General features: G+C 73.5%; 21 protein-coding genes and 3 pseudogenes. 13 read left to right on the forward strand and 11 right to left on the reverse strand.

Going from position 1 to position 21,567, the window contains the following annotated elements:
* Window positions 1-145: 145 nt before the first annotated feature.
* Window positions 146-1,183: a zinc-binding dehydrogenase gene (locus ACF1BE_RS19380; protein ID WP_392200255.1), complete on the reverse strand. Its 1,038-nt coding sequence runs from the start codon at window positions 1,181-1,183 to the stop codon at window positions 146-148.
* Window positions 1,184-1,432: 249 nt separating this feature from the next.
* On the opposite strand from ACF1BE_RS19380, the gene ACF1BE_RS19385 reads away from it, so the two are divergent.
* Window positions 1,433-1,912 carry a DoxX family protein gene (locus ACF1BE_RS19385; protein ID WP_392200256.1) on the forward strand — a complete coding sequence of 160 codons (480 nt, stop codon included), beginning with the start codon at window positions 1,433-1,435 and terminating at the stop codon, window positions 1,910-1,912.
* Here ACF1BE_RS19385 and ACF1BE_RS19390 read toward each other — a convergent pair.
* Window positions 1,853-2,896: a GlxA family transcriptional regulator gene (locus tag ACF1BE_RS19390; protein ID WP_392200257.1), complete on the reverse strand. Its 1,044-nt coding sequence runs from the start codon at window positions 2,894-2,896 to the stop codon at window positions 1,853-1,855. The two genes, ACF1BE_RS19385 and ACF1BE_RS19390, sit on opposite strands and share 60 nt — an antisense overlap.
* Before the next feature lie 127 nt (window positions 2,897-3,023).
* Between ACF1BE_RS19390 and ACF1BE_RS19395 the strand changes: the two genes are divergently transcribed.
* The 7 genes from ACF1BE_RS19395 (at window position 3,024) to ACF1BE_RS19425 (ending at window position 9,418) form a co-directional block, all read left to right on the forward strand.
* On the forward strand, window positions 3,024-3,947 hold the full coding sequence (locus tag ACF1BE_RS19395; RefSeq protein ID WP_392200258.1) for an NADP-dependent oxidoreductase: 924 nt from the start codon (window positions 3,024-3,026) through the stop codon (window positions 3,945-3,947).
* 210 nt (window positions 3,948-4,157) lie between these two features.
* Complete coding sequence (locus ACF1BE_RS19400; protein ID WP_392200259.1) at window positions 4,158-4,853, forward strand: ANTAR domain-containing protein; 696 nt, start codon at window positions 4,158-4,160, stop codon at window positions 4,851-4,853.
* A 169-nt stretch (window positions 4,854-5,022) separates the two neighbouring features.
* A complete protein-coding gene (locus tag ACF1BE_RS19405; RefSeq protein ID WP_392200260.1) occupies window positions 5,023-5,826 on the forward strand; it encodes an alpha/beta fold hydrolase in 804 nt (267 codons plus the stop codon).
* A complete protein-coding gene (locus ACF1BE_RS19410) occupies window positions 5,826-7,115 on the forward strand; it encodes a PP2C family protein-serine/threonine phosphatase (protein ID WP_392200261.1) in 1,290 nt (429 codons plus the stop codon). Before ACF1BE_RS19405 ends, ACF1BE_RS19410 begins: the two co-directional genes overlap by 1 nt.
* Complete coding sequence (locus ACF1BE_RS19415) at window positions 7,112-7,456, forward strand: STAS domain-containing protein (RefSeq protein ID WP_392200262.1); 345 nt, start codon at window positions 7,112-7,114, stop codon at window positions 7,454-7,456. The genes ACF1BE_RS19410 and ACF1BE_RS19415 overlap by 4 nt, the downstream gene beginning before the upstream one ends.
* Window positions 7,457-7,592: 136 nt before the next feature.
* Window positions 7,593-8,468, forward strand: coding sequence for an MEDS domain-containing protein (locus ACF1BE_RS19420; RefSeq protein WP_392200263.1), 876 nt, complete (start codon window positions 7,593-7,595; stop codon window positions 8,466-8,468).
* The gene (locus tag ACF1BE_RS19425; RefSeq protein ID WP_392200264.1) at window positions 8,465-9,418 is read left to right on the forward strand and encodes an anti-sigma factor RsbA family regulatory protein; all 954 of its coding nucleotides are present in this window, start codon (window positions 8,465-8,467) and stop codon (window positions 9,416-9,418) included. Before ACF1BE_RS19420 ends, ACF1BE_RS19425 begins: the two co-directional genes overlap by 4 nt.
* 176 nt (window positions 9,419-9,594) lie before the next feature.
* On the opposite strand, the gene ACF1BE_RS19430 is transcribed toward ACF1BE_RS19425, so the two are convergent.
* Complete coding sequence (locus ACF1BE_RS19430; protein ID WP_392200284.1) at window positions 9,595-10,740, reverse strand: RNA polymerase sigma factor; 1,146 nt, start codon at window positions 10,738-10,740, stop codon at window positions 9,595-9,597.
* Between the two features lie 8 nt (window positions 10,741-10,748).
* Complete coding sequence (locus ACF1BE_RS19435) at window positions 10,749-11,156, reverse strand: YciI family protein (protein ID WP_392200265.1); 408 nt, start codon at window positions 11,154-11,156, stop codon at window positions 10,749-10,751.
* A 352-nt stretch (window positions 11,157-11,508) separates the two neighbouring features.
* Between ACF1BE_RS19435 and ACF1BE_RS19440 the strand changes: the two genes are divergently transcribed.
* Window positions 11,509-12,354 carry an RNA polymerase sigma factor SigF gene (locus tag ACF1BE_RS19440; RefSeq protein ID WP_392200266.1) on the forward strand — a complete coding sequence of 282 codons (846 nt, stop codon included), beginning with the start codon at window positions 11,509-11,511 and terminating at the stop codon, window positions 12,352-12,354.
* A 579-nt stretch (window positions 12,355-12,933) separates the two neighbouring features.
* Here ACF1BE_RS19440 and ACF1BE_RS19445 read toward each other — a convergent pair.
* Window positions 12,934-13,275 carry an STAS domain-containing protein gene (locus tag ACF1BE_RS19445; protein WP_392200267.1) on the reverse strand — a complete coding sequence of 114 codons (342 nt, stop codon included), beginning with the start codon at window positions 13,273-13,275 and terminating at the stop codon, window positions 12,934-12,936.
* 254 nt (window positions 13,276-13,529) lie between these two features.
* On the opposite strand from ACF1BE_RS19445, the pseudogene ACF1BE_RS19450 reads away from it, so the two are divergent.
* Window positions 13,530-13,709 (forward strand): annotated as a pseudogene (locus ACF1BE_RS19450) (GNAT family N-acetyltransferase); the annotation flags it as partial.
* Window positions 13,710-13,773: 64 nt separating this feature from the next.
* Here ACF1BE_RS19450 and ACF1BE_RS19455 read toward each other — a convergent pair.
* From ACF1BE_RS19455 to ACF1BE_RS19475, 5 genes and pseudogenes are all read right to left on the reverse strand, one after another.
* Window positions 13,774-14,568 (reverse strand): maleylpyruvate isomerase N-terminal domain-containing protein, encoded by a 795-nt coding sequence (locus ACF1BE_RS19455; protein ID WP_392200268.1) that lies wholly within the window; start codon window positions 14,566-14,568, stop codon window positions 13,774-13,776.
* A 160-nt stretch (window positions 14,569-14,728) separates the two neighbouring features.
* Window positions 14,729-14,839: pseudogene (locus tag ACF1BE_RS19460) on the reverse strand (hypothetical protein); the annotation flags it as partial.
* A gap of 45 nt (window positions 14,840-14,884) precedes the next feature.
* Window positions 14,885-15,601 carry a universal stress protein gene (locus tag ACF1BE_RS19465; RefSeq protein ID WP_392200269.1) on the reverse strand — a complete coding sequence of 239 codons (717 nt, stop codon included), beginning with the start codon at window positions 15,599-15,601 and terminating at the stop codon, window positions 14,885-14,887.
* Window positions 15,602-15,645: 44 nt separating this feature from the next.
* A complete protein-coding gene (locus ACF1BE_RS19470; protein WP_392200270.1) occupies window positions 15,646-16,338 on the reverse strand; it encodes a helix-turn-helix domain-containing protein in 693 nt (230 codons plus the stop codon).
* Between the two features lie 174 nt (window positions 16,339-16,512).
* Window positions 16,513-17,391 (reverse strand): universal stress protein, encoded by an 879-nt coding sequence (locus ACF1BE_RS19475; protein WP_392200271.1) that lies wholly within the window; start codon window positions 17,389-17,391, stop codon window positions 16,513-16,515.
* 319 nt (window positions 17,392-17,710) lie between these two features.
* Here ACF1BE_RS19475 and ACF1BE_RS19480 point away from each other — a divergent pair, with 319 nt between their 5' ends.
* Window positions 17,711-18,169, forward strand: a complete 459-nt coding sequence (locus tag ACF1BE_RS19480; protein ID WP_392200272.1) for a Crp/Fnr family transcriptional regulator — start codon at window positions 17,711-17,713, stop codon at window positions 18,167-18,169.
* Between the two features lie 79 nt (window positions 18,170-18,248).
* On the opposite strand, the gene ACF1BE_RS19485 is transcribed toward ACF1BE_RS19480, so the two are convergent.
* Window positions 18,249-19,151, reverse strand: a complete 903-nt coding sequence (locus ACF1BE_RS19485) for a universal stress protein (RefSeq protein ID WP_392200273.1) — start codon at window positions 19,149-19,151, stop codon at window positions 18,249-18,251.
* 271 nt (window positions 19,152-19,422) lie between these two features.
* On the opposite strand from ACF1BE_RS19485, the gene ACF1BE_RS19490 reads away from it, so the two are divergent.
* Window positions 19,423-21,372: a PAS domain S-box protein gene (locus ACF1BE_RS19490; RefSeq protein ID WP_392200274.1), complete on the forward strand. Its 1,950-nt coding sequence runs from the start codon at window positions 19,423-19,425 to the stop codon at window positions 21,370-21,372.
* Window positions 21,373-21,433: 61 nt separating this feature from the next.
* Window positions 21,434-21,567, forward strand: a pseudogene (locus tag ACF1BE_RS19495) (IS481 family transposase); the annotation flags it as partial.

The following is a 21,567-nucleotide window of genomic DNA, read 5'->3' on the forward strand; positions in this document are numbered from 1 at the left end:
CCGGGCCTCACCTCTCGCCCGTGGGGACGATCGTCCGGCTGAAGCCCCACGGAGCCACTCGCCGCGAGGCGACCGCCCTCCGTTCCCGCTCTGACCGCCCCGGTCGGCCCTCCCCCGAGCCGACCGGGGCTTTCCACTGTCCCTGTCAGGCCGCGACCAGGACCTTCAGAGCCTCGCGCCGGTCCATGGCCCGGTAGCCGTCGGGCACCTCCTCCAGTCCGATGGTGCGGGTGAAGACGCGCCCCGGGTCGACCGTGCCGTCCAGCACTGCGGGCATGAGTTCCTCGATGTAGGCGCGGACCGGGGCCGGACCGCCCGTGAGGGTGATGTTGTGACGGAACAGGCTGCCGAAGCCGACCGGCGCCTCCTCGTACTGCGGTACGCCTACCCGGCTGATCACACCGCCGGGGCGCACCACGCCGACCGCCGTGTCGTAGGCGTTCATGTAGCCGACGCATTCGAGGACGGTGTGCGTTCCGTCGCCGCCGGTCAGTGCCCGCACCCGCTCGACGCCCTCCTCCCCGCGCTCCGGGACGACGTCGGTGGCACCGAACTCGCGGCCCAGGTCGGTACGGTCCTTGTGCCGCCCCATGAGGATGATCCGCTCCGCGCCGAGCCGCCGGGCGGAGAGGACCGCCAGCAGACCGACCGCGCCGTCGCCGATGACGGTCACGGTGGTAAGCGGGCCGACGTGCGCCGCCCTGGCGGCGTGGTGCCCGGTGCCGTACACGTCGGACAGCGTCAGCAGTGACGACAGCAGTTCCGAGTCCTCGCCGACGGGCAGCTTCACGAGGCTGCCCTGCGCCTGCGGGACGCGGACCGCCTCGGCCTGACCGCCGCAGCCGCTGCCAGGGCCGAAGAAGCCGCCCTGGGGGCAGGACGTGTGCAGACCCTCCCGGCACAGCGCGCAGGTGTTGTCGGCGAAGGCGAACGGCGCCACCACCAGGTCACCGCGCCGGAGGCCGGACACCTCGGTGCCGAGGTCCTCGACGACCCCGAGGAACTCGTGCCCCATGGGAGCGCCCTGGTCCGACTTCTCCATGGTGTGGTACGGGTGCAGGTCGCTGCCGCAGATACAGGAACGAACGACGCGGACCACCGCGTCGGTCGGCTGCTCGATCACCGGGTCGGGGACGTCCTCCACCCGGACGTCGCCGGTGCCGTACATGAACGTGGCTCGCATGAGAGATGTTCTCCGCTCGGCGTTGAGGGTGGGTGCGTGCGGCCGGTCAGGGGTGACGGCCGCCGGTCCGCACGGGCACGGCGTCCGGCCCCGCCCGGTCGCCGCCGCCCCGTGTCCTGGACCAGTACCCAGGCCGGCGCCACCTGTGCCGGAACGGTCCTTGCCGGTGCCCGGCCTTCACAGGGAACTCAGAGCTCCCGGCGGCTGGCGCCGGCGCACGCACCCCGCTACACCAGGACTGTCACGTCCATGAAAGGGAGCCCCCGGGTCTTCCGGGCCTCCCCGCCCCGAGGAGTGACCCTGGCAGCGTCCCTGTTCGGCGTGCCGGGCGGCGCCCACGGCGGCGGCACGGTGCCTGCCCTGCAGTGGCCCGCGTGGTGGGCGGCGGCCATCGAGCTGACCGGAGGCGTTCTCGTGCGCCTGGGCCTGTTCACCCGCGGCGCGGCCGTCATCTGCTCCGGCTCCATGGCCTACGCCTACTTCAGCGTCCACCAGTCCCATGCCCTGTTGCCGATCGACAACGGAGGCGAGCCGGCCGTCCTGTTCTGCTGGTCGTTCCTCCTGATCGCCTGTCTGGGACCCGGCGTCTGCGCCGTCGACGCACTCCTGAGGAGGCGCTCGCTCGTCGCGCCGGGCCGCGGTGCCGCCGCCGGGGACCGGCGGGTGCGGTCAGCCGCGGGCGCCGACGAGGTCGTGGGGGCTGAAGGTCCGACGGTAGGCGGCGGGTGACACGCCGAACGCCGTCCTCATGTGCGCGCGCAGGGAGTTGGCGGAACCGAAGCCGGCGCGGTGCGCGACCAGGTCGATCGACAGATCGGTGGTCTCCAGCAACTGCTTGGCCAGTTCCAGACGTTGTGCGGTGAGCCACTGCACGGGGGTCATGCCGACCTCGTCTCGGAATCGCCGGGAGAAGGAGCGCAGGCTCATCCGGGCGTGCTCGGCGAGCTGGGCGAGGGACAGCGGCTCGCCGAGGTGCTCCAGGGCCCAGGCGCGGGTGGCGGTGGTGCTGGCGACGGTGGGCGCGGGGACCGGGCGGTCGATGTACTGGGCCTGCCCGCCGTCCCGCCAGGGCGGTACGACGCACATGCGGGCGGCCCGGTTGGCGGCGGCGGCGCCGTGGTCGCGGCGGATCATGTGCAGGCACAGGTCGACCCCGGCGGCCACGCCGGCGGAGGTCAGCACGTCGCCGTCGTCGACGAAGAGGACGTCCTCGTCGACCTTGACCCTGGGGTAGGCCCGGCGGAACTCCGGTGCGAGGTTCCAGTGGGTCGTGGCCGGGCGACCGTCGAGGAGCCCGGCCGCGGCCAGCACGTAGGACCCGGTGCAGATGGACACCAGCCGGGTGCCGGGCCGGATACCGGCGATGGCCGCGGTGACCTCGGGGGGCAGCGGGCCGCCGCGGCCCAGCTCGGGCATGGCGTGCGTGGGCGGGACGATCACCGTGTCGGCGGCGGCCAGGGCCTCGGGGCCGGCCGCGGGCTGCACGGTGAACCCGGCGTCGCTGAGCACGGGGGCGCCGTCGGCGGTGCAGACGGTGACGTCGTAGAGCGGGCGGCCCTCGGCGTCCTGGGCGCTGCCGAAGACACGGGAGGGGATGCCCAGCTCGAAGGGCGGGACCCCGGACAGGGCGAGCACCGCGATCCGGTGCCGCCGGGGCACCGCCCCCGCCGGATCCCGCTCGTCCTCCGCCACCGCGCACCATGTGTCACCCATGGCCAGATCCTGTCACATCCTGGCCATACGGCCAGAGCCACGGCGGGTCGTGGTGCCGGATCGTGGACCGCGTCGCGCCGGGGAGGTCCCGGCGCCGAGCCGATCGAACGGGAACGAGGCGGACATCATGCGTGCGGTGGTCGTGGAGCAGTGGGGCGGACCGGAGAACCTGGTCGAGCGTGAGGTCGAGCGCCCGGAGCCCGGACTGAACGAGGTCCTGGTCCGCGTCCACGCGGCCGGAGTGAACCCGGTGGACTGGAAGACCCGGGCCGGCGGGGCCCTCATCGAGTGGGGCGCCGTACCGGCGGTCGGCTGGGACGTGTCCGGCACGGTCGAGGCCGTCGGACCCGGTGTGGGCGTGTTCCGCCCCGGTGACGAGGTCTTCGGCATGCCGCTGTTCCCACGCCAGGCAGGCGCCTACGCCGAGTACGTGGTGGCGCCGGCCCGGCATCTCGCCCCCAAGCCGGCGAGCCTGACGCACGTGGAGGCGGCGGCGCTGCCGCTCGCCGCGCTGACCGCCTGGCAGGCGCTGGTGGACACGGCGGGCGTCCGTCCCGGCGAGCGGGTCCTGGTGCACGCGGCGGCCGGCGGGGTCGGCCATCTCGCGGTGCAGATCGCCAAGGCCCGCGGCGCGTACGTCATCGGCACCGCCGGCGCCGGCAAGCACGACCTGGTGCGCGAGCTGGGCGCGGACGAGATGGTCGACTACCGCGCCGTGCGGTTCGAGGACGTCGTGTCCGACATCGACGTCGTGCTGGACGGACTCGGCGGGGAGACGGCCGAGCGTTCCCTGCGGGTGCTGCGGCCCGGCGGCCGGCTCATCACCCTGCCCGGCCCCAACGACGTGCCCGCCGCCCGGGACGGGGTGCGGGCGGTGTGGATCCTGGTCGAGCCGGACCACCTGGGCCTGCGCGAGATCGCCGCCCTGGTGGAGCGCGGCGCGCTGAAGCCGGTGGTCGACAGCGTCGTACCGCTGGCACAGGCCGCGAAGGCGCACGAGATCGGCGAGCGGGGCCGCACCACGGGCAAGATCGTCCTGACGGTCGTCTGACCCGGGGCCGCAGGGCGGGGGCCGGGATCCGCGCGGAACGGCGGGGCGCCGGGCCGGCCGCCCGTACCCCGGCGCACCCCCGAACCCCGCGCGACCCGGTGCGGATACGTCCGTCGGCGGGGGTATCAGTGCGGCGAGGCGGGGAACGGGGTTCGCTGCGGGAGGTGAGAGGCGGTGAACCGACCCGATCACATGCGGCGGAAACCGGACATGATCGACCGACTCCTGGGGACCGGGTCACTGACGGAGTTCCTTCAGCACCTGGTCGACGATGCCATGGGCGACTCCGGAGCGGACGGCTGCGGTGTGACCTTGCGGCGCCGCCAGCGGCCCCTGACCGTGGTCAGCACCGGGGGCGTCGCGGACAAGCTGGACGAGAAGCAGTACGGCCAGGACGACGGCCCCTGCCTCCAGGCCCTGCGGACCGGCCACGTCGTGCACGTGCCGGACGTACTGGAGGAGACCCGGTGGGGCACCTATCCGCGGTTCGCGGCCGGCCTGGGCGTCCACTCCTCGCTGTCCGTGCCGATCCCCGTACGCGCCCACACCGCCGGGGCGCTCAACTTCTACGCCGCCGGCCGGGACGCCTTCTCCGAGCGGGACCGGGAGGAGCTGACAGCGTTCGCCACCCGGGCCGGCGGGGCGATCGCGCTGGCCCAGCGTCTGGCCGACGCGGAGGACCTCGCCCGTGACCTCCAGAGCGCGCTCGCGTCCCGCAGCGTGATCGACCAGGCCATCGGCAGCGTCATGCGGCAGAAGCACTGCACCGCGGAGGAGGCCTTCGGTCTGCTGCGCCGACTGTCCCAGCACACCAATCTCAAGCTCCGCGACGTCTGCACCCGTCTGCTGACCGACATCGCCGGCCGGCCCCCGAGCCCCCGGCCGCCCCTGCGCCCCCGCCCGTGACACCTGTTCAGGGTGCTCCCACTCAGGGCGCAAGCCCGCGGCGGCGCCCCGCCCGCGCAGCGCAGGGCGTATGTGCAGGTCACCGGGTGCAGGCGTGAAGGTGTCGGGTGGAGTGGACGATATCGGAGGCCCTTTTGGCCCGGTCGTCGCGGCCTGCGAGACTGGTGGCATGGATATCGTTCGCAGGAACAACGTCACGATCACCGGCAACCCGCAGGGGCCGACGGTGGTACTGGCTCACGGCTTCGGCTGTGACCAGAACATGTGGCGGCTGACGGTACCCGCCCTCATCCAGGACTACCGGGTGATCCTGTTCGACTACGTCGGCTCGGGCCGATCGGATCCGGCAGCGTTCTTCGAGGACCGTTACGCCTCCCTGGACGGTTACGCCCGGGACGTGGTGGAGATCTGCGAGGCACTGGACCTGCGCGACGCGGTGTTCGTGGGGCACTCGGTCAGCGCGATGATCGGGGTCCTGGCCGCCGCAGCGGCCCCGGAACGCATCGGGGCGCTGGTCATGGTCGCTCCGTCCCCGCGGTACATCGACGACGAGGGGTACCTGGGCGGCTTCAGCGCGCCGGACATCGACGAGCTGCTGGGGTCCCTGGACTTGAACTACCTGGGCTGGTCGGCGGCGATGGCACCGATGATCATGGGTAACGCGGACCGGCCGGAGCTGGGCGAGGAGCTGAAGAACAGCTTCTGCGCCACCGACCCGGAGATGGCTCGCGTCTTCGCCCGGACCACGTTCCTGTCGGACTCGCGGGACGACCTGAAGAGTGTGCAGGTGCCGACGCTGGTGCTGGAGTGCATGCAGGACGTCATCGCCCCACGCGAGGTCGGCGCGTTCGTCCACCAGGCGATTCCCGGTTCGACGCTCGTCACACTCGACGCGACCGGGCACTGCCCGCACCTGTCCGCACCCGAGGCCACCAACGAAGCGATCACCAGCTTCCTGGCGGGCCTGCGGTGATGTGCCGCACCGGGCAGCAGCCCGACCCGTCCGAGGCGGGCGACGAGATGACCTCGCATGCGGCGTTCGCCGCCCTGCTGGAGGACAGCGCGGAGGAGCTGTACGAGAGCGCGCCCTGCGGTTACCTGTCCACGCTGATGGACGGCACCATCGCGAAGATCAACTCCACGCTGCTGGGCTGGCTCGGCCTGGAGCGGAGGGCGGTGGTGGGCCGGATGCGGTTCACCGACCTGCTGACCGTGGGCGGCAAGCTGTACCACGAGACGCACTTCGCGCCACTGCTGCGGATGCAGGGCGAGATCAGCGGCATCGCCCTGGAGATCAGGCAGACCGGCGGCGGACGCATACCGGTGCTGGTCTCCTCCGTGGTCAAGCACGGCCACACGGGCGAGCCGCTGCTGATCCGCACCACCGTCTTCGACGCCCGGGACCGCCGTGCCTACGAGGAGGAACTCCTGCGCGGCCGGAAGGCCGCCGAAGAGGCCCGCAAGCAGGCGGAGACCGACAGGGCCCGGCTCCAGGACGCCCTCGCCGTGCTCCAGCAGGCGCTGCTGCCCGACGCGCTGCCGCCGGTGCCCGGAATGGAAACGGCCGCCCACTACCACACCGCGTCCCCCGAGCGGCTCGGCGGCGACTTCTACGACGTCTTCCCCATCGACGGCAGACGCTTCGCCTTCTTCCTCGGCGACGTGTGCGGAAAGGGCCCGCAGGCCGCGGCGCTGACCTCACTGACGCGCTACACCCTGCGCGCCGCCGCACTGCACGACTCCGAGCCGGTCTCCGCCCTGTCCACCCTGAACAAGGTGCTGCACGAGCGGTACTCCAGCAGCGGCGACCCGCGGTACTGCACCGCCATCGTCGGCACGCTGGCACCGGACCCCCTGACCGGACAGGTCGCCGTCCAGCTGGCCTCGGGCGGTCATCCGCCGGTCGTCGTCCTGCGAGCCGACGGCACAGCCGACTTCCTGCCCACTCCGGGCGGTCTCCTCGTCGGCATCCTGCCGGCCGCGAGCTTCGCCAGTGCCTCCACCACCCTGGCCCCGGGCGACACCCTCCTGCTCTACACCGACGGCCTCACCGAAGCCCGAACCGGCGAGGACCGCACCGGCCTGTACGGGGACGACGCCCTCCTCGCCTTCGCCGCCGACCACGCGGGCAAGCCCCCGCACGCCGTCATCGAAGCCCTGGCCGACCTGCTGGACAGCTTCGGTGACGGGCTGGACGACGACACCGCCCTGCTCGCCCTCGGCGTCCCCGGGGCCGCCCCTCGGACCGATCACCGACGATGATTCCACTGAAGATCGCCGTCCGAGACGCCGCGACCGGCCCCGTTCTGGGGATCAGCGGCGACCTCGACTACGGCAGCGCAGCCGAGCTGCGTGAACTGCTCACCACTCTCACTCTGCGACCTGGCCGGCGCCTCGCCCTGGACCTGGCTCGGATGACGTTCTGCGACTCCAGCGGCATCACCGCCCTGATCGCCGCCCGCAACCACGCCCTCGCCGCCGGCGCGGACATCGCGCTCGCCGCCGTCCCCGCCCCCACGCTGCGCATCCTGCGCATCGTCGGCCTCGACCAGATCTTCCCCCTTCTTCCCGACAGCGACAGCGAGAACGCCGCCCTGTCCTGATCCGGCCGCCCCGGAGATCAGGGACGCCGGTCCGGGCCGTCCGCACACACGGATCCGGGGGCCGGGTGGAGACCCTGCGGTAATCTGGTGAATCTGTGTGGCACACCGGTCGCACCGGAAGGGACAGGGTGGTTCGATGCACGCCACGTCCGCGAACGCGAGCGGTGAAGCCGCGGCCGACCGGCACGCCGCTGTGGCGTACTCGACGGACGCCGAATGGGCGGACCATCTCGTCAGCCTCGTCCGGGCCGGATTCGACCAGGGCGAACAGGTGCAGTACTTCGCGGATGCCACCGCGCCCGACCTCGTGACGCGCACGCTCGTCGGCCGGGGCATCGACGCCACCTCCGCCGTACGGCGTGGACAGCTCATCGTGACCACCGCCGCCGAGACCTATCTGGCCGGGGACCGTTTCGCCCCGGACGCGATGATCAGTCTGTGGCGGCAGGCCGTGCAGGCAGCCGCGTCGCAGGGCTACCGACGGCTGCGGGCGATCGGCGAGATGTCCTGGGGCACCCGGGCAACAGCCGGTACCGAGCGTCTGCTCGAGTACGAACTGCGTATCCACCACGAGGTCTTCGAGCAGCTGCCCCTGCGGGCCTACTGCTTCTACGACCGGCGCCTGGTGCCACCCGACGACCTGGAGGTGCTGGCGGCGGCGCACCTGGCGCGGTCGGGCTCCGCCGCGTGCCCGGGCGGCGAGCCGGCACTGTCGGTCGCGCCGCTGGCCGGTCCACCCGGATTCCGGCTGTCCGGATCGGCCGGCTGGGAGAACCGGCGGGTCACCGCCTCGGCGGCGGCGGCGCTCTCCGCTTCCCCTGCCGAAGACGTCACCCTCGACCTGTCGGCCCTCGACCACCTCGACGTCGCAGCACTCTCGGACATCGCCCGGGCCGCGCTGCGACGCCCCTCGGACACACCCGTGCGCATCGTCGGGGCGCCGCCCGCGCTCCAGCGCATGCTGGAACTCTTCCCGGAGCTGGGCGCCGGCATAGCGACGGCAGGCCGATGACCACGTACACGAGACCGTCCTCCGAGCCGGGTCAGTACGCGGCCTTCCACCATCCGGCCCTCTTCTACACCACGGAGGACGACTATCTGAAGGGCGTGGGGGGCTTCGTCCGCGCGGAGGCGGTCCGGGGCCGCCCCCAGCTGGTCGCCGTGCCCGGCGAACGCCTGGGTCCGCTCCGGGATCTCCTCGGCGTGGAGGCCGGGGACGTCACCTGGGTCGACATGCGGCAGGCGGGACGCAACCCCGGGCGCATCCTGTCGATGCTCCAGGAGTTCGCGGACCGGCACGCGGACCGGTACCCGTCCATCGTGGGCGAGCCGATCTGGCTGGGCCGCACCCCCGCGGAGGCACGTGAGGCCACCCGCCACGAGGCCCTGATCAACCTGGCGTTCGCCGGCCGGCCCGCCACCATCCTGTGCCCCTACGACACCGCTCTGCCCGAGGCGGTACTGGCACAGGCGCACCGGACGCACCCTGTCATCGGCGGCCCCGGCGAGTACCGGCACAGTCCGGGACACGTGGACCCGCACGAGGTGGGGCGCGACTGCGACACACCGCTGCCCGAACCGGCGGACGCGGTCGTCCTGCGCTTCGGTGAGCGGGACCTCGGGAGCGTGCGCGACGCCGCCGGCAACTGGGCGGAGGCGGCGGGCCTGTCAGCGCGACGCCGCACCGACTGGCTGCTCGCCGTCAACGAGGCCACGGGCAACTCGGTGCGCCACGGCGGCGGACACGGCACCCTGCGGCTGTGGCGCTGGGCCGACACACTGATCGCCGAGACACAGGACCGGGGCCGGCTCACGGATCCCCTCATCGGCCGGCGCCGCCCCGATCCGCTGTCTCCCGCCGGCGGCCGGGGCGTGTGGATGATGCACCACCTCTGCGACCTGGTGGAGATGCGGACCCTGCCCACGGGCCTGACCGTGCGGCTGCACGTGGCGGTGGACTGACCGGCGACGACGGTCCTGCCGCCGGCTCCCAGGTGCCGGGGTGATCGACTCGCTTCAGCGCCCCTCGGCCACGAGTCCCGGTACCTCCCGCTCCGGGTCGGTTGCGGGACTCACCGGCCGCGACCGGTTCCACCGCCTCCGTGAGGTCAGGGAGGTCGGCGTTCCGTCCTTGCACGTCAGCGGGACCGGCGTGCGTTGAGGCGGGCGGCCTGGCGGGTCAGGTGGTCGCGCTCGGCGAGGTTGGGTGCCCTCCGGGCCGCCTCGGCGTACAGGCGGGCCGCCGTCGCCAGGTCGCCGTCGCGCTCGTGGAGGTAGGCCGCCACCGCGGTGTGACGGGGCAGCGAGTCGTCCAGCGCCGCGAGTGCCGCCAGGCCGGCGCGCGGTCCGTCGGCCTCGCCGACGGCCACCGCGCGGTTGAGCCGGACGACCGGGCTGTCGGTCAGGCGCGTCAGCTCGTCGTACCACTCCACGATCTGCACCCAGTCGGTCTCCCCGGCGGTGGGCGCATCGGCGTGGAGTGCCGCGATGGCGGCCTGGGCCTGGAACTCGCCCAGCCGGTCGCGGGCGAGGGCCGCCTGGAGGATGCCCACGCCCTCGGCGATCGACGCGGTGTCCCACCGGCCGCGGTCCTGCTCGGCGAGCGGTACCAGGCTGCCGTCGGGCGTGGTCCGGGTCGCGCGGCGGGCGTGGTGGAGCAGCATGAGGGCGAGCAACCCCGCCACCTCGGGGTGGTCGACCTGGGCCGCGAGCTGCCGGGTGAGACGGATGGCCTCGGCGGAGAGGTCGACGTCACCGGAGTAGCCCTCGTTGAAGACCAGATAGAGGACGCGCAGCACGGTGGCGACGTCGCCGGGCCGGTCGAACCGCACGCCGGAGACCGTGCGCTTGGCCCGGCTGATCCGCTGCCCCATGGTCGCCTCCGGGACCAGGTAGGCGTCGGCGATCTGCCGGGTGGTCAGCCCGCCGACGGCGCGCAGCGTGAGCGCGACCGCGGACGCCGGTGTCAGCGACGGATGGGCGCACAGGAAGTAGAGCTGGAGCGTGTCGTCCACCGCGGGCGCGGGCCCGGACCCCGGCTCCTCGACGTCGCGGTCCTCCCGCCGGCGGCGGGCGGCGTCCGACCGGGTCGCGTCGAGGAAACGGCGCCAGGCCACGGTGACCAGCCAGCCCTTGGCATCCCGCGGCGGGTCGGCCGGCCAGACGCGGACCGCCTCGACCAGTGCGTCCTGCACGGCGTCCTCGGCCGCCGCGAAGTCGGCTCCGCGGCGGACGAGGATGGCGAGCACGCCAGGCGTGAGGCTCCTGAGCAGGGCCTCGTTCATCGGAGAGGTCATTCCGTCACGGTGGGCGGCGCGGCCAGGAACGGGCGCAGTTCGATCCACTCGTGGATCGGCTTCCCGTCCGCCCCGGGGGCGGCCGACAGTTCCCCGGCCAGCTCGACGGCGCGCTCGTGGCTGTCGACGTCGATCACCATCCAGCCGGCGATGAGGTCCTTGGTCTCGGCGAACGGACCGTCGGTGACCGGCGGGCGCCCCTCACCGTCGTACCGGACGAACGTCCCCTCGGGGGCGAGCGCCTGGGCATCGACGAACTCGCCGGTCCCCTCGAGCCGGGCCGCGAAGTCCTGCATGTAGCGGATGTGCGCCGTGATCTCCTCGGGTGTCCACCGGTGCATGGGCACGTTGTTGACCGGGGCCGGGGCGCCACGGTAGTGCTTGAGCAGCAGGTACTTGGCCATCGTGTCTCTCCTCGGTGCCGACGGGACCCATTGTGGTCACGTTCACCCCGGGGACGGAGCCGGTCACGGGTTCTCGACATCGCGGCGAGAAGATCTTCCGGACCGGTCCGTGGGGGCGGCCGAGCCGTCCGTCGCCGGGGCACTGCGCGCGGGTCCTCGCGCTCCGGCCGCTTCTCGCGGGTTCCGGAACCGTGCGTCGACGTCCTCGTCGCGCGTCCCGGCACGCGAGTCCCGGCACCGCGATATTGGTGCGGATGGCAGGCATGGGTGCAGGATGAGGGGGTAAGCGCTGCGCCGACGGCCGTTCCAGGCGGGCGGCAGCGGTGGATCCGATTATGGGAGGGGAAACAGTATGGCGCTCACGAGCGTGACGGCGACGGACATACGGACAGCCGGGGTGCCGGAGGTCGCCGACCCCTCCAAGGTGGCGCCGAAGGACGCCCGCGACCTGTCGCGGCTGTTCTTCGAGCAGCTGGCAGTGCTGGAAGAGGGCACTCCCGCATACAGCTACGCCCGCAACACGCTGATCGAGATGAACATGTCCCTCGTCCGTTTCGCGGCCGGCCGGTTCCGCAGCCGGGGGCCGGAGGAGATGGAGGACATCGTCCAGGTCGGCATGATCGGACTGATCAAGGCGATCGACCGGTTCGAACTGTCGCGGGAGGCGGAGTTCACCTCCTTCGCCATCCCTTACATCGTGGGTGAGATCAAGCGGTTCTTCCGTGACACCACCTGGGCCGTGCACGTGCCGAGGCGCCTTCAGGAGGCCCGGGTCCAGCTGGCCCGCGCCACGGAGGAACTGCGCAGCCGGCTGGGCCGTACGCCGACGGTCGGCGAACTGTCGGAGCTGCTGAGCCTGCCCGAGGACGAGGTGCGCGAGGCCCGCCTCGCCGCCAACGGCTACAACTCCTCCTCCCTCGACGCCGCGCTCGGCACCAGCGAGGACGGCGAGGCCGCGCTCCAGGACTTCATCGGCACCGAGGACGCGGCCCTGGAGCTGGTGGAGGACTTCCACGCGCTGGCCCCGCTGATCGCCGAACTGGACGAACGTGACCGGCAGATCATCCACATGCGGTTCGTGGAGGAACTCACCCAGGCCCAGATCGGCGAACGCCTGGGCGTGTCCCAGATGCACGTCTCCCGGCTGCTGTCCCGCACCCTGGCCCGCCTGCGTGAGGGCATGCTCGCCGGCGACTGACAGCTCCCTTCCGTTCCTTCGTGCGAAGCCCGCCGTCCCTACGGCGGGCTTCGCCGCGTGTCCCCCCCCCGGACGCGGGGGTGGGACCGGCCGCACGGGACGCCCCTGACCGTCGGGGTCGGCGATGGCGGCGAGGGGTGCGGGGCGGGGCAGGTGGGGGCCGGGCCATTCGCACACCAGGATGCGGGCGTCGTCGCGCTTTCCGGGACGGGCAGGTGGCCGGCGTGGTGAAGGAGGAGGAAGCCGGTGACCGGCTGAGGCCGAATCCCGGCCGTCGGCGGTGCGTGCTGCGGTGATGCCGTCGGTGTGCCGACGCTCGTACTGTCGTCCGGCGCCCGTCCACGGGAACGGGGGGACGTGCGGGACGTCAGGCAGCGCACGCGGGAAGGGGCGGTGACCGACGACGGGAAGGGACCGGAGTGGGCGCGGTTCCGCTTCGGTGGCGCGCGGCGGGCTGTGCACGGACGGGCGGACCGTCCTGCGGCGGCGCCAAGACGGGCAGCGGGCCGGTGCGAGGCGGGGCCTCGCCCGGGTGACGCAGTCCGATGACGCGTCGCCGGGCCACTGCTCGCCGGTTGGTCAGCTAACCGAGCCGGCGAGGTTGTCGGCCGCCTCGGTGATGTCGAAGAGCGGGTACGCCCCGGTCAGTCGGAGCAGGCCGCCCGGCTGGTCCTGGACACCGGCCAGGATCAGCCGGCCGCCCTCGGCCCGGAGACGGCGCCGCAGGGTCAGCAGCAGGTTGAGGCCCATGGAGTCCATGAAGGACATGCCGGACAGGTCGAGGCGCAGCGTCGTGTTGCCGGGGGGCAGGGTCGTGGCGGCTTCCTTCACTTGCGGGCAGGTGCTCATGTCCATCTCGCCGGTCACGGCGATGACTGTTTCGTCGGGATGATGGGCGACTGTCACGGTGAAGTCGGGCATGGTCCGTCCCCAGTTCCGGGATCGAGCCCCTCACGGCTGCCGCCAGAGGGCGGGCCGTCAAGCGCGCGGCGTCGGACCACGCGCAGCCGAGCAAGACCACCCGTACCGTTCTCCGGCCACCGGGTGGATGGCCTGGAGACGGCGCGGGGTCTCTCACCAGACCAGGCTGGCTCCTCGCAGCCTCGCACACCCTCCCCTGATGTGGCCAGCACGCCCAGGGCCCGCACGCCCGGCTGCGACCATGATCACCTGCCGCCGTGCTGCGTGGCCTTCTGGAGCGGTGTGACCGCGAGGGCACGCCGGTCCGGCTGCACGTGCTTCGGGGCAGTCCGGCCCGGCGGCTGTACGAGCGGCACGGGTTCAGGGTGGAGACCGAGGACGCGGTGGACGTCTTCATGGTGCACGAGCAGGCCTCGGCCGCACGCCGCCGCTGATCATGTGGGTCCTCGCCCGGAGGGCGGATGCCCCTGCCCGGCCGGCGGGCGGACCCTCACGTCTCTACCGCTCGGGGTCCCAGGCCACGAGCTGGTCGAAGAGATGCCGGTTGCCGTCGAGCTTCAGGGAGTCCAACGGGATACGGCCGTAGAAGGCGAGGACCAGCTCATGGGCCGTGCCTCGGGCGGAGGCGTGCACCACGTCCGGGTCCTCGTCGGTGCCGGGCATCGCGCCGGGTGCGGGCAGGCGGGCGGCCCGTGCGCCGTCGTCGTCGAGCCAGGTGCGCCAGGAGAGGCCCTCGGTGGCGTGGTAGTCGACGACAGCGGGCTCGTGCGGCCAGGCGACCGTCGTTGTGCAGATGGTGGACAGGAACTCCTCGACACCGTCGAGTGCCACCTCGTCCGGCAGCGGCTGCGGGGCGCCCAGGGTGAGCTGGGCGTCGTAGGTGTGCACCGCGATCTCGTGGAGCTGACGTCGGGCGGCTGCACCGCAGGTCTGCGGCGACTGCGACTTGCCCCACCACGTCCAGCAACCGCGGTCCGGGCCGGCCTCCCGCAGTGCGTCCAGCAGCTGCCGCGTCGATGCGGCCGACCAGGCCGACAGGGCCTCGCGCTCGCGAGGTGCGGCCGGGTCGCCCTGCGGTGCGGACTTGGCGGTGGCGTCAGGGCCTGCGGCGATGGTGGCGGCCCAGGCGCGGCGCCCCTCGCCCAGGTGCTGCACCAGGTCGAACAGCGTCCAGTCGGGGCAGCTCGGCACCTGCACGTCGAGGCTGGGCGCGGCGGCGACCGCGGCGCGGAAGGCGGTCGACCGTTCGTCGATCAGTCGCAGCAGGTCGGGGAAGTCCAGAGTGTTTCGCACCCCGGTTGTCTATCACCGTGCTCCGGCAACCGGACAGCGATTTCCTTCGCCGCCGCGGGGGCGGCGCCGCACGGGCTCCTCGCCGCCCGCCTCCCTCGTGGGGTACCACCGCGACCGGTGCCACGGCGTGCTGTACCAGCGCGTCGGTCACCGGACCGATGTGCGCCCCGAGCGGGGTGTGCCGGCCGGCGCGTCCGGCGACGACCAGGGCGTCGCGCGAAGCGTCGGTCAGGTGTGTGACGACCCGCCCGTTGACGGCCTGCTCGGTCACCGCGACGTCCGGGAACGCGTCCTGCCAGGGGCGCAGGACGAGCGATCAGCAGGTGTGCGGCGCGTTCCGCCGCGCGACCGTCGAGGCCGGCGTCCGCCGGCCTCGACGTCCCGGCCACCGCGCCCCGGCCGTGCACGACCCGCGACGCGGCGGCGCGACGGAGGCGGCGCCGAAGGCGAAGCCCATGACCGCGCCGTCGGGGCCGTCGAGGCCCACCCCGACCACCACGTCGCCGTACGCCGGTGCCGGGACGTCTCCGGCGGGATCCGGCCGGACCAGCACCACGGGCCGCCCGGCCCGCACCAGGACCGTCCGGCTCACCGAACCGAGGAGCAGGCCGGCTGCCCTGCTCAGGCCCCGTGCCCCGAGGACCAGCGGCTCGGCGTCGGCAGCCGTGTCCATCCGTGTGAGGGCCGGCAGCCCGGGAAGGCTGTCGGCCGTGGTGTGCAGGCCGGGGTGACGGTGCGTCAGCGCGTCCCGTGTCTCGTCGAGGGACCGCGCCGCCCGGGCGGGGTCCGGTAGCGGAACGCTGCCCGCCGCGAGCGTGGCACGGCCGGCGGGTGGCTGTTCCCAGGCGTGCGCCAGACGCAGCGGGGCGCGGCTCAGGATGGCCTCGCGGGCGGCCCATCCGGCGGCCACGAGACGCTCGCGGCTGCCGTCCGGGCCGACGGCGACGGGCAGGACACGGGACCGGGGCGCACGGAGTGCGGCGGACAGGGCGGTGGCCTCCCCGGGTGTGGTTCCACTCTCGTGGTCCGGCACCCGGGAAGGAAGGGCCACGGTCCCCGGCCGGGGACCGGACGGGCTCACCCGACGTCGATACGGCGGCCGGTGACAGCGGAGATCCCGATGCGGACCCACACGTCACGCTCCCCGCCGGCCCAGGGCGTGCTGTAGGCGCGCTCGGCGAGGCGTCGTACGCCGTCGGGATCGGTCACCACCTCCGCGGGTCCCCGCACCACGACGCTCCAGCCCTGGCTGAGCGCGTCGTCCACGCGGTCGACCTCGAAGGCCACCTCGCGGCCGGGTGCCTGGAGGGAGACCGTCCCCGGCTGTGTCCGCAGGACGACGGCATCGTCCACGACGCTGTAGTTGACGGGGACGACGAGCGGGGCGGCCTCGGTGGAGACCGCGATCCTTCCCACGCCGTGCGTCGACAGCAGCCGACGGCACTCCTGCTCGTCCAGCTCGCTCAGGCGGGGGGCCCGGGCGGCGTGGCCGATGCCCGGTGGCAGGTCGACGTGGCCGCCGCCGAGTTCCGTGGGGCTGGTCCGCAGCGCCCCGGCCAGCCTGAGGAGGGTGCCGGCTTCCGGTGCCGCCGTGCTGTGCTTCTCCAGGTGTGCGAGGTAGCTCGGCGCCATGGCCGCCCGGAAGGCCAGCTCCTCCTGGGTGAGGCCCAGCTCGGTCCGCCGCCGCTCGATGCGGCGTCCGAGGTCGCCCTGCGAGGGGCGGTCCGCCGCCGTCGGCGGGCTCTGCTCGGATGCTCCCTGTCCGGCCATGGTCTTTCACGCCCCGGTGCGCGTTCACTTTCCGGTGTCCCCCGGCCCAGCCGCCCACTTCCGCTGTCGCCCCGTCTGTCCACCATGACCGGTTCCGGGGGACCTGCTCGGTCAGCCGCTCCCCGTCCCCGCGGAGCACGTGCCGACCCTCCCCACCGGTCGCCCCCGGTCGGGTCACCCCCGCTGGGGTACGACCGCCACCGGGCACCGGGCGTGGTGCAGCAGGGTGTGCGCCACCGCGCCGAACTGGAGCCCGGAGCGGTGCTCACGCCGGCGGGCACCGATGACCACGAGGTCGGCGGCGGCCGAACGGTCCACGAGCACCTTCCGGGCCGCGCCCTCCAGCGTGGCGCGGTGCACACGGACCCCTGGCCGGCCGGCGGTCGCGTCCCGCAGCAGAGCGTCGAGCAGGACGGCAGCCTGCTCCTCGTTCCGGTGCGTGGCGTGCCCGGCGAGCAGCCGAGGGCCGGCGCTCTCGTACACGGTGCGTCGCCGGGCCCGTACGACGTCGAGGACACAGCCGCGCGCCTCCGCCTCCTTGACGGCGAAGCGCACGGCCTCACCGCCGGCGTCCGGTTCTCCCACGCCCAGCAGAACGCGTTCATGGGTGCCGGCCAGTCCGGCCCGGTCCCCGCGGACGACGACGACCGGGCAGTGGGCGCGGGCGGCCACGGTGAGACCGACCGAGCCGAGAAGCAGCCCCTTGATCCCGCCCCGTCCGCGTGCTCCGGTCACCAGGGCGAAGGCGTCGTCACCTTCGCGCAGAAGGGCGTCCACCGGCTCCTCGGGGAGGATGTCGGTGGCCGTCCTGACATCCGGATCGCGCAGCCGGGCCCGCTCCGCCGCGGAGGCGACGATGTGCTCGGCCATCAGCTGCTCCGACGGGCGGTCGGGACTGTCCGACGGCAGGGCGCCTTCGTAGCGCTCCCAGAGAGAGGCGTACACCAGCCGCAGCACCAGGCCGTGGCGGGCGGCCTCGGCCACCGCCCAGTCGACCGCCGTCAGGCTGGACGCCGATCCGTCCACGCCCACGACGAGAGGCAGTTCCGCCACCGGGCTCACCTCCTTCGCCGGACCGGCGGTCCGGGACCTGCCATCCCACCGTGACACGCGCCGCCGGCCGCCGCGAAGGGGCCGGGCCGCCCCGCCCACGGGGACCTTCGGCCCGGACCGGGCGGGGCGTCCCGGCCGGCACTCCCCGCCCGGCGGACCGCACCGGTACGGACCCCGTCGCAGGGCCGGTCGGTCCTCCGTGGGGGCCGGGCGGCCCGTGGTGCCCGGCACCGGCCGCGCGGAAACTGAAAGGAAGGCAGCAGCCTCACCGCGCTTGCGCCGGCCGGCAGCGGCGGCAGGAACGAAAGGAGCCGGAGTCATGACCTCCACGACCACCCTGGCGGCGGCCCTCCCGGTGGGCCACCGGGAGCGGCTGATGGAACTCGCCCGCGAGGTGTCCTTTCCCGTGAGTACGCGCCTGTTCGAGGAAGGGCGGCGGGCTGACCGCTTCTGGATCGTCCGCACCGGGACCGTCGCCCTGGACCTGCACGTGCCCGGCCGCCGCGCCGCGGTGATCGAGACACTCGGTTACGGCGAACTCGTCGGCTGGTCCTGGCACTTCGCTCCCCACACCTGGCAGCTGGGCGCCGAGACCACCAGCCCGGTGCGGGCCTACGAGTTCGACGCGCAGGCCGTGCGGGACCTGTGCGCGGGTGACGCCGAGTTCGGCCGTGCGGTCGCCGTGTGGGTCGGCCACGTGGTGGCCCACCGCCTCCAGGCCGCCCGCATCCGTCTCCTGGACCTCTACGCTCCGTACGGCAGCGGCAGCCGCTCGTGACCGTACCGCTTCGCCCGGCCCCGTGAGACCCGCCCCGTCGGCCGACGGGGCGGGTCTTCGCGTTCGTCCGGATGTACGGTCACTCGTGCGGGACGACCGCGACCGGTGCGGTGGCGTGGTGCAGGACGGCGTGGGTGACCGGGCCGATGTGCGTGCCGAGCCGGGCCGGGCGCGTGCGGCGGCCCACGACGACCAGGGACGCCTCGTGCGCGGCGTCGACCAGCCGCACGGACGCGTTCCCGGCCCCGCAGTCCTCGACGACCGGCACGGAGGGGTACTTCTCCCGCCAGGGCCGCAGCGTCTCGGACAGCGCGGCCGTCTCCTGCTGTGCGACCTCCTGGTCGAACGCCGGGTCGACGGCGAGTCCGTAGACGTGGTAGGGCGGTGTGGTCCAGGCGTGCACGGCCCGCACGGCCGTCCCGCGCCGGGCGGCCTCCTCGAAGGCGAACGCGAACACCGTGTCGTCGGGGGCGGTGATGTCCACACCGAGGACGACGGGCCGGTAGGGCGTCGCGGCGGACGGTACGCCGGCGGGGTCCTGCTCGTGTTCGTCGGCGGCCTGTTCCCCGGCCCGTACGAGCACCACGGGGTGCTGGGCGTGTGCGACGACCGTCAGGCCGACGGAGCCCATCAGGAAGCCGCCCACGCCGCTCAGGCCCCGGGATCCGAGGACCACCAGTTCGGCCTCGTCGGCCATCGCCGTCAGTACCTCGCCGGGGCTGCCGACGCGCTGCTCGGCGACGACCTCCACCGCGGGGTGGCGCAGCCGCAGGCCCTCGGCCGTCTCCCCCGGGATCCGCTCGGTCCAGTGCTGGTGCGTCTCCGCGCCCAGCAGCGGGGCTTCCGCCGCGGGGGCCACGGGCGCCCACACGTGCACCAGCCGCAGCGGCAGCCCGCGCAGCCGCGCCTCGCGGGCCGCCCACTCGGCGGCGGCCCGGCTCTCCTGCGAACCGTCGAGGCCCACGGTGACGGTGCGGGACATGGTGTCCACCTCCTGATGTCGGGGTCTCCTCCAGCCTCGCGGCCCAAGGGGGCGGGGGGGCAGGGTCCGCAGGTCCCTGGGAGGGGCCGACCGGCCCTACGGCACGGCCCACGCGTGCCCCAGGATGATCAGTCAGGGACCGACTACGGACATCTTCGTCACTGCTCGAAGCGTTCCGCGCACCGTCCGGACAGGACGCGACAAGTCACGGCCGTCGCGTCCCGCATGCGCTGGGATGGCCGCAGCATCACGAACGAACTGGCGGGTACTCATGAACGCTTTCGTGCACGGGCCGGCGCGCTCCGCGGCACCTCCGGTCCCGGGACAGTGCCAGTGCGGCGCCGACGTGCGGCCGGGCGGTCCGTCGGCGGCCGAGGAGCGGTTCCGCGGGCTGCTGGAGGCGGCGCCGGACGCCATGGTCATCGTCGACGACACCGGCACCATCAGGCTGGTCAACGCGCAGACGGAGGCCCTGTTCGGCTACCAGCGCGAGGAACTGCTCGGCCGGCCCGTCGAGTTGCTGGTCCCGCACCGCTTCCGGGGCCATCACACCCGCCACCGCGACGGTTACGCCGCCAACCGCCAGGTGCGCCCCATGGGGGCCGGGCTGGCACTGCACGGGCTGCGCAAGAACGGCAGCGAGTTCCCCGTGGAGATCAGCCTCAGCCCGATGGAGACCGCGGACGGACTGCTGGTGTCGGCCGCCGTGCGCGACGTCAGCGACCGCAAGGCGGCCGAGGCCCGCATCAACGAACTCGCCGCGCTCGTCGAGTCCTCCCAGGACGCGATCCTGGCCACGACGCTCGACGGGTACATCACCTACTGGAACGCCGCCGCGGCACGGCTGTACGGCTACACCGCCCCGGAGGCGATCGGCCGGCACGTCTCGCTGCTCGCCCCGGCCGAGATGCAGGACGACATCCGGGCCCTGCTGGAACGGCTGCGCGAGGGCGAGAAGGTGGAGCACTTCGAGGTCCTGCGGGTCACCATGAGCGGGGCGTTGCTCGACGTGGACGTCACGCTGTGGCCGACCCGGGACAGCTGCGGGAAGGTCGTCGGCGCCTGCGCCATCGTGCGGGACATCAGCGACCGCAAGCGCGCGGAGGCCGAACTCACGGCCCTGCTGGAGCAGCAGCGGCACATCGCGCTCACGTTGCAGCGCAGCCTCATGGGGACCCCGCCCGCCATCCCCGGCCTGGCCACCGCCAGCCGCTACCGGCCGGCCACCCAGGGCGCCGGCGTCGGCGGTGACTGGTTCGACCTCATACCACTGGGCGCGGGGCGGGTCGGTGTCCTCATCGGCGACGTGATGGGCCGCGGGCTGGAGGCGGCCGCCGTGATGGGCCAGCTGCGCTCGGCCGCGCACGCGCTCGCCAAGACGGGCATGCAGCCCCGCCAGCTGATGCAGGCCCTCGACACGGTCGTCACCGACCTGGACGTGCCGGACCAGCTGGTCACCTGCTGCTACCTGGTCATCGCGCCGGACCCGGGTACCGTGACGGTCTGTTCCGCCGGACATCTGCCGACCCTCGTCGTGGGTCCCTGGGACGGCGTCCGCGTGCTTCCCGCCCCGGTCAACGCCCCGCTCGGCGTGGGCGACGTCCTCTACGAGCAGTCCCGCACCGACATGACACCCGGCGCCACGCTCGTGCTGTACACCGACGGCCTGATCGAGACGCCCGACAGTGACATCGAAGCGCGGCTCGCCGAACTCACCGCCGTCCTCGACATCTTCTTCCTCCGGGCGAACGGGCTGGAGGCCGCCGCGGACCACGTGCTCGCCACGCTGCTGCCCGACGCCGAGGGCCACAACGACGACGTGACGCTCCTGCTGGCCCAGCTCCCGGCCGCGCCCCTGGCCGCCGTGACCGAGCTGCCCGCCACCGCGTCCTCCGTCCCCGAGGGCCGCGCCTTCCTCCGACGGACGCTGACCTCGTGGGAGTGCGCGGCATCGGCCGACGACGCCCTGCTGCTGCTCTCCGAGACACTCACCAACGCCGTGCAGCACGCCGAGGGCCCGCTGGGGCTCCGTCTGTGCCGCACCCCCACCGACCTCACCGTGGAGGTCAGCGACCACAGCCCGCATCTGCCCCTGCCCCGCCTCGCGGCCGAGGACGAGCAGTCCGGCCGGGGCCTCCTGCTGGTCCGCACCCTCGCGCACAGCTGGGGGGTGCGGCCGACCGACGAGGGGAAGACGACCTGGTTCACGCTGAAGCTCTGAACCGGGTCCGGTCGCACGTCCCGACAGCCTCGGCTGGGGTCTTTCGTTCGGTCTGCCCGTTCTGGCCGCCGTCGACCGGGCCACCGGCGAACTCGTGCGCCGCTACGAGCGTGCACGGCCCGGCGAACTGATCCACATCGACGTCAAGAAGCTGGGGCGCATTCCCGACGGCGGCGGGCACCGCACCCAGGGCCG

The organism is Streptomyces sp. NPDC014991, from assembly GCF_043080665.1.
Lineage (GTDB): Bacteria > Actinomycetota > Actinomycetes > Streptomycetales > Streptomycetaceae > Streptomyces.

What these genes read in the sequence shown, in the direction of transcription:
- ACF1BE_RS19380 (WP_392200255.1), bottom strand. Translation starts at nt 1,183, where the DNA reads ATGCGAGCCACGTTCATGTACGGCACCGGCGACGTCCGGGTGGAGGAC.
- ACF1BE_RS19385 (WP_392200256.1), top strand. Translation starts at nt 1,433, where the DNA reads ATGAAAGGGAGCCCCCGGGTCTTCCGGGCCTCCCCGCCCCGAGGAGTG.
- ACF1BE_RS19390 (WP_392200257.1), bottom strand. Translation starts at nt 2,896, where the DNA reads ATGGGTGACACATGGTGCGCGGTGGCGGAGGACGAGCGGGATCCGGCG.
- ACF1BE_RS19395 (WP_392200258.1), top strand. Translation starts at nt 3,024, where the DNA reads ATGCGTGCGGTGGTCGTGGAGCAGTGGGGCGGACCGGAGAACCTGGTC.
- ACF1BE_RS19400 (WP_392200259.1), top strand. Translation starts at nt 4,158, where the DNA reads ATGATCGACCGACTCCTGGGGACCGGGTCACTGACGGAGTTCCTTCAG.
- ACF1BE_RS19405 (WP_392200260.1), top strand. Translation starts at nt 5,023, where the DNA reads ATGGATATCGTTCGCAGGAACAACGTCACGATCACCGGCAACCCGCAG.
- ACF1BE_RS19410 (WP_392200261.1), top strand. Translation starts at nt 5,826, where the DNA reads ATGTGCCGCACCGGGCAGCAGCCCGACCCGTCCGAGGCGGGCGACGAG.
- ACF1BE_RS19415 (WP_392200262.1), top strand. Translation starts at nt 7,112, where the DNA reads ATGATTCCACTGAAGATCGCCGTCCGAGACGCCGCGACCGGCCCCGTT.
- ACF1BE_RS19420 (WP_392200263.1), top strand. Translation starts at nt 7,593, where the DNA reads ATGCACGCCACGTCCGCGAACGCGAGCGGTGAAGCCGCGGCCGACCGG.
- ACF1BE_RS19425 (WP_392200264.1), top strand. Translation starts at nt 8,465, where the DNA reads ATGACCACGTACACGAGACCGTCCTCCGAGCCGGGTCAGTACGCGGCC.
- ACF1BE_RS19430 (WP_392200284.1), bottom strand. Translation starts at nt 10,740, where the DNA reads ATGAACGAGGCCCTGCTCAGGAGCCTCACGCCTGGCGTGCTCGCCATC.
- ACF1BE_RS19435 (WP_392200265.1), bottom strand. Translation starts at nt 11,156, where the DNA reads ATGGCCAAGTACCTGCTGCTCAAGCACTACCGTGGCGCCCCGGCCCCG.
- ACF1BE_RS19440 (WP_392200266.1), top strand. Translation starts at nt 11,509, where the DNA reads ATGGCGCTCACGAGCGTGACGGCGACGGACATACGGACAGCCGGGGTG.
- ACF1BE_RS19445 (WP_392200267.1), bottom strand. Translation starts at nt 13,275, where the DNA reads ATGCCCGACTTCACCGTGACAGTCGCCCATCATCCCGACGAAACAGTC.
- ACF1BE_RS19470 (WP_392200270.1), bottom strand. Translation starts at nt 16,338, where the DNA reads ATGGCCGGACAGGGAGCATCCGAGCAGAGCCCGCCGACGGCGGCGGAC.
- ACF1BE_RS19480 (WP_392200272.1), top strand. Translation starts at nt 17,711, where the DNA reads ATGACCTCCACGACCACCCTGGCGGCGGCCCTCCCGGTGGGCCACCGG.
- ACF1BE_RS19485 (WP_392200273.1), bottom strand. Translation starts at nt 19,151, where the DNA reads ATGTCCCGCACCGTCACCGTGGGCCTCGACGGTTCGCAGGAGAGCCGG.
- ACF1BE_RS19490 (WP_392200274.1), top strand. Translation starts at nt 19,423, where the DNA reads ATGAACGCTTTCGTGCACGGGCCGGCGCGCTCCGCGGCACCTCCGGTC.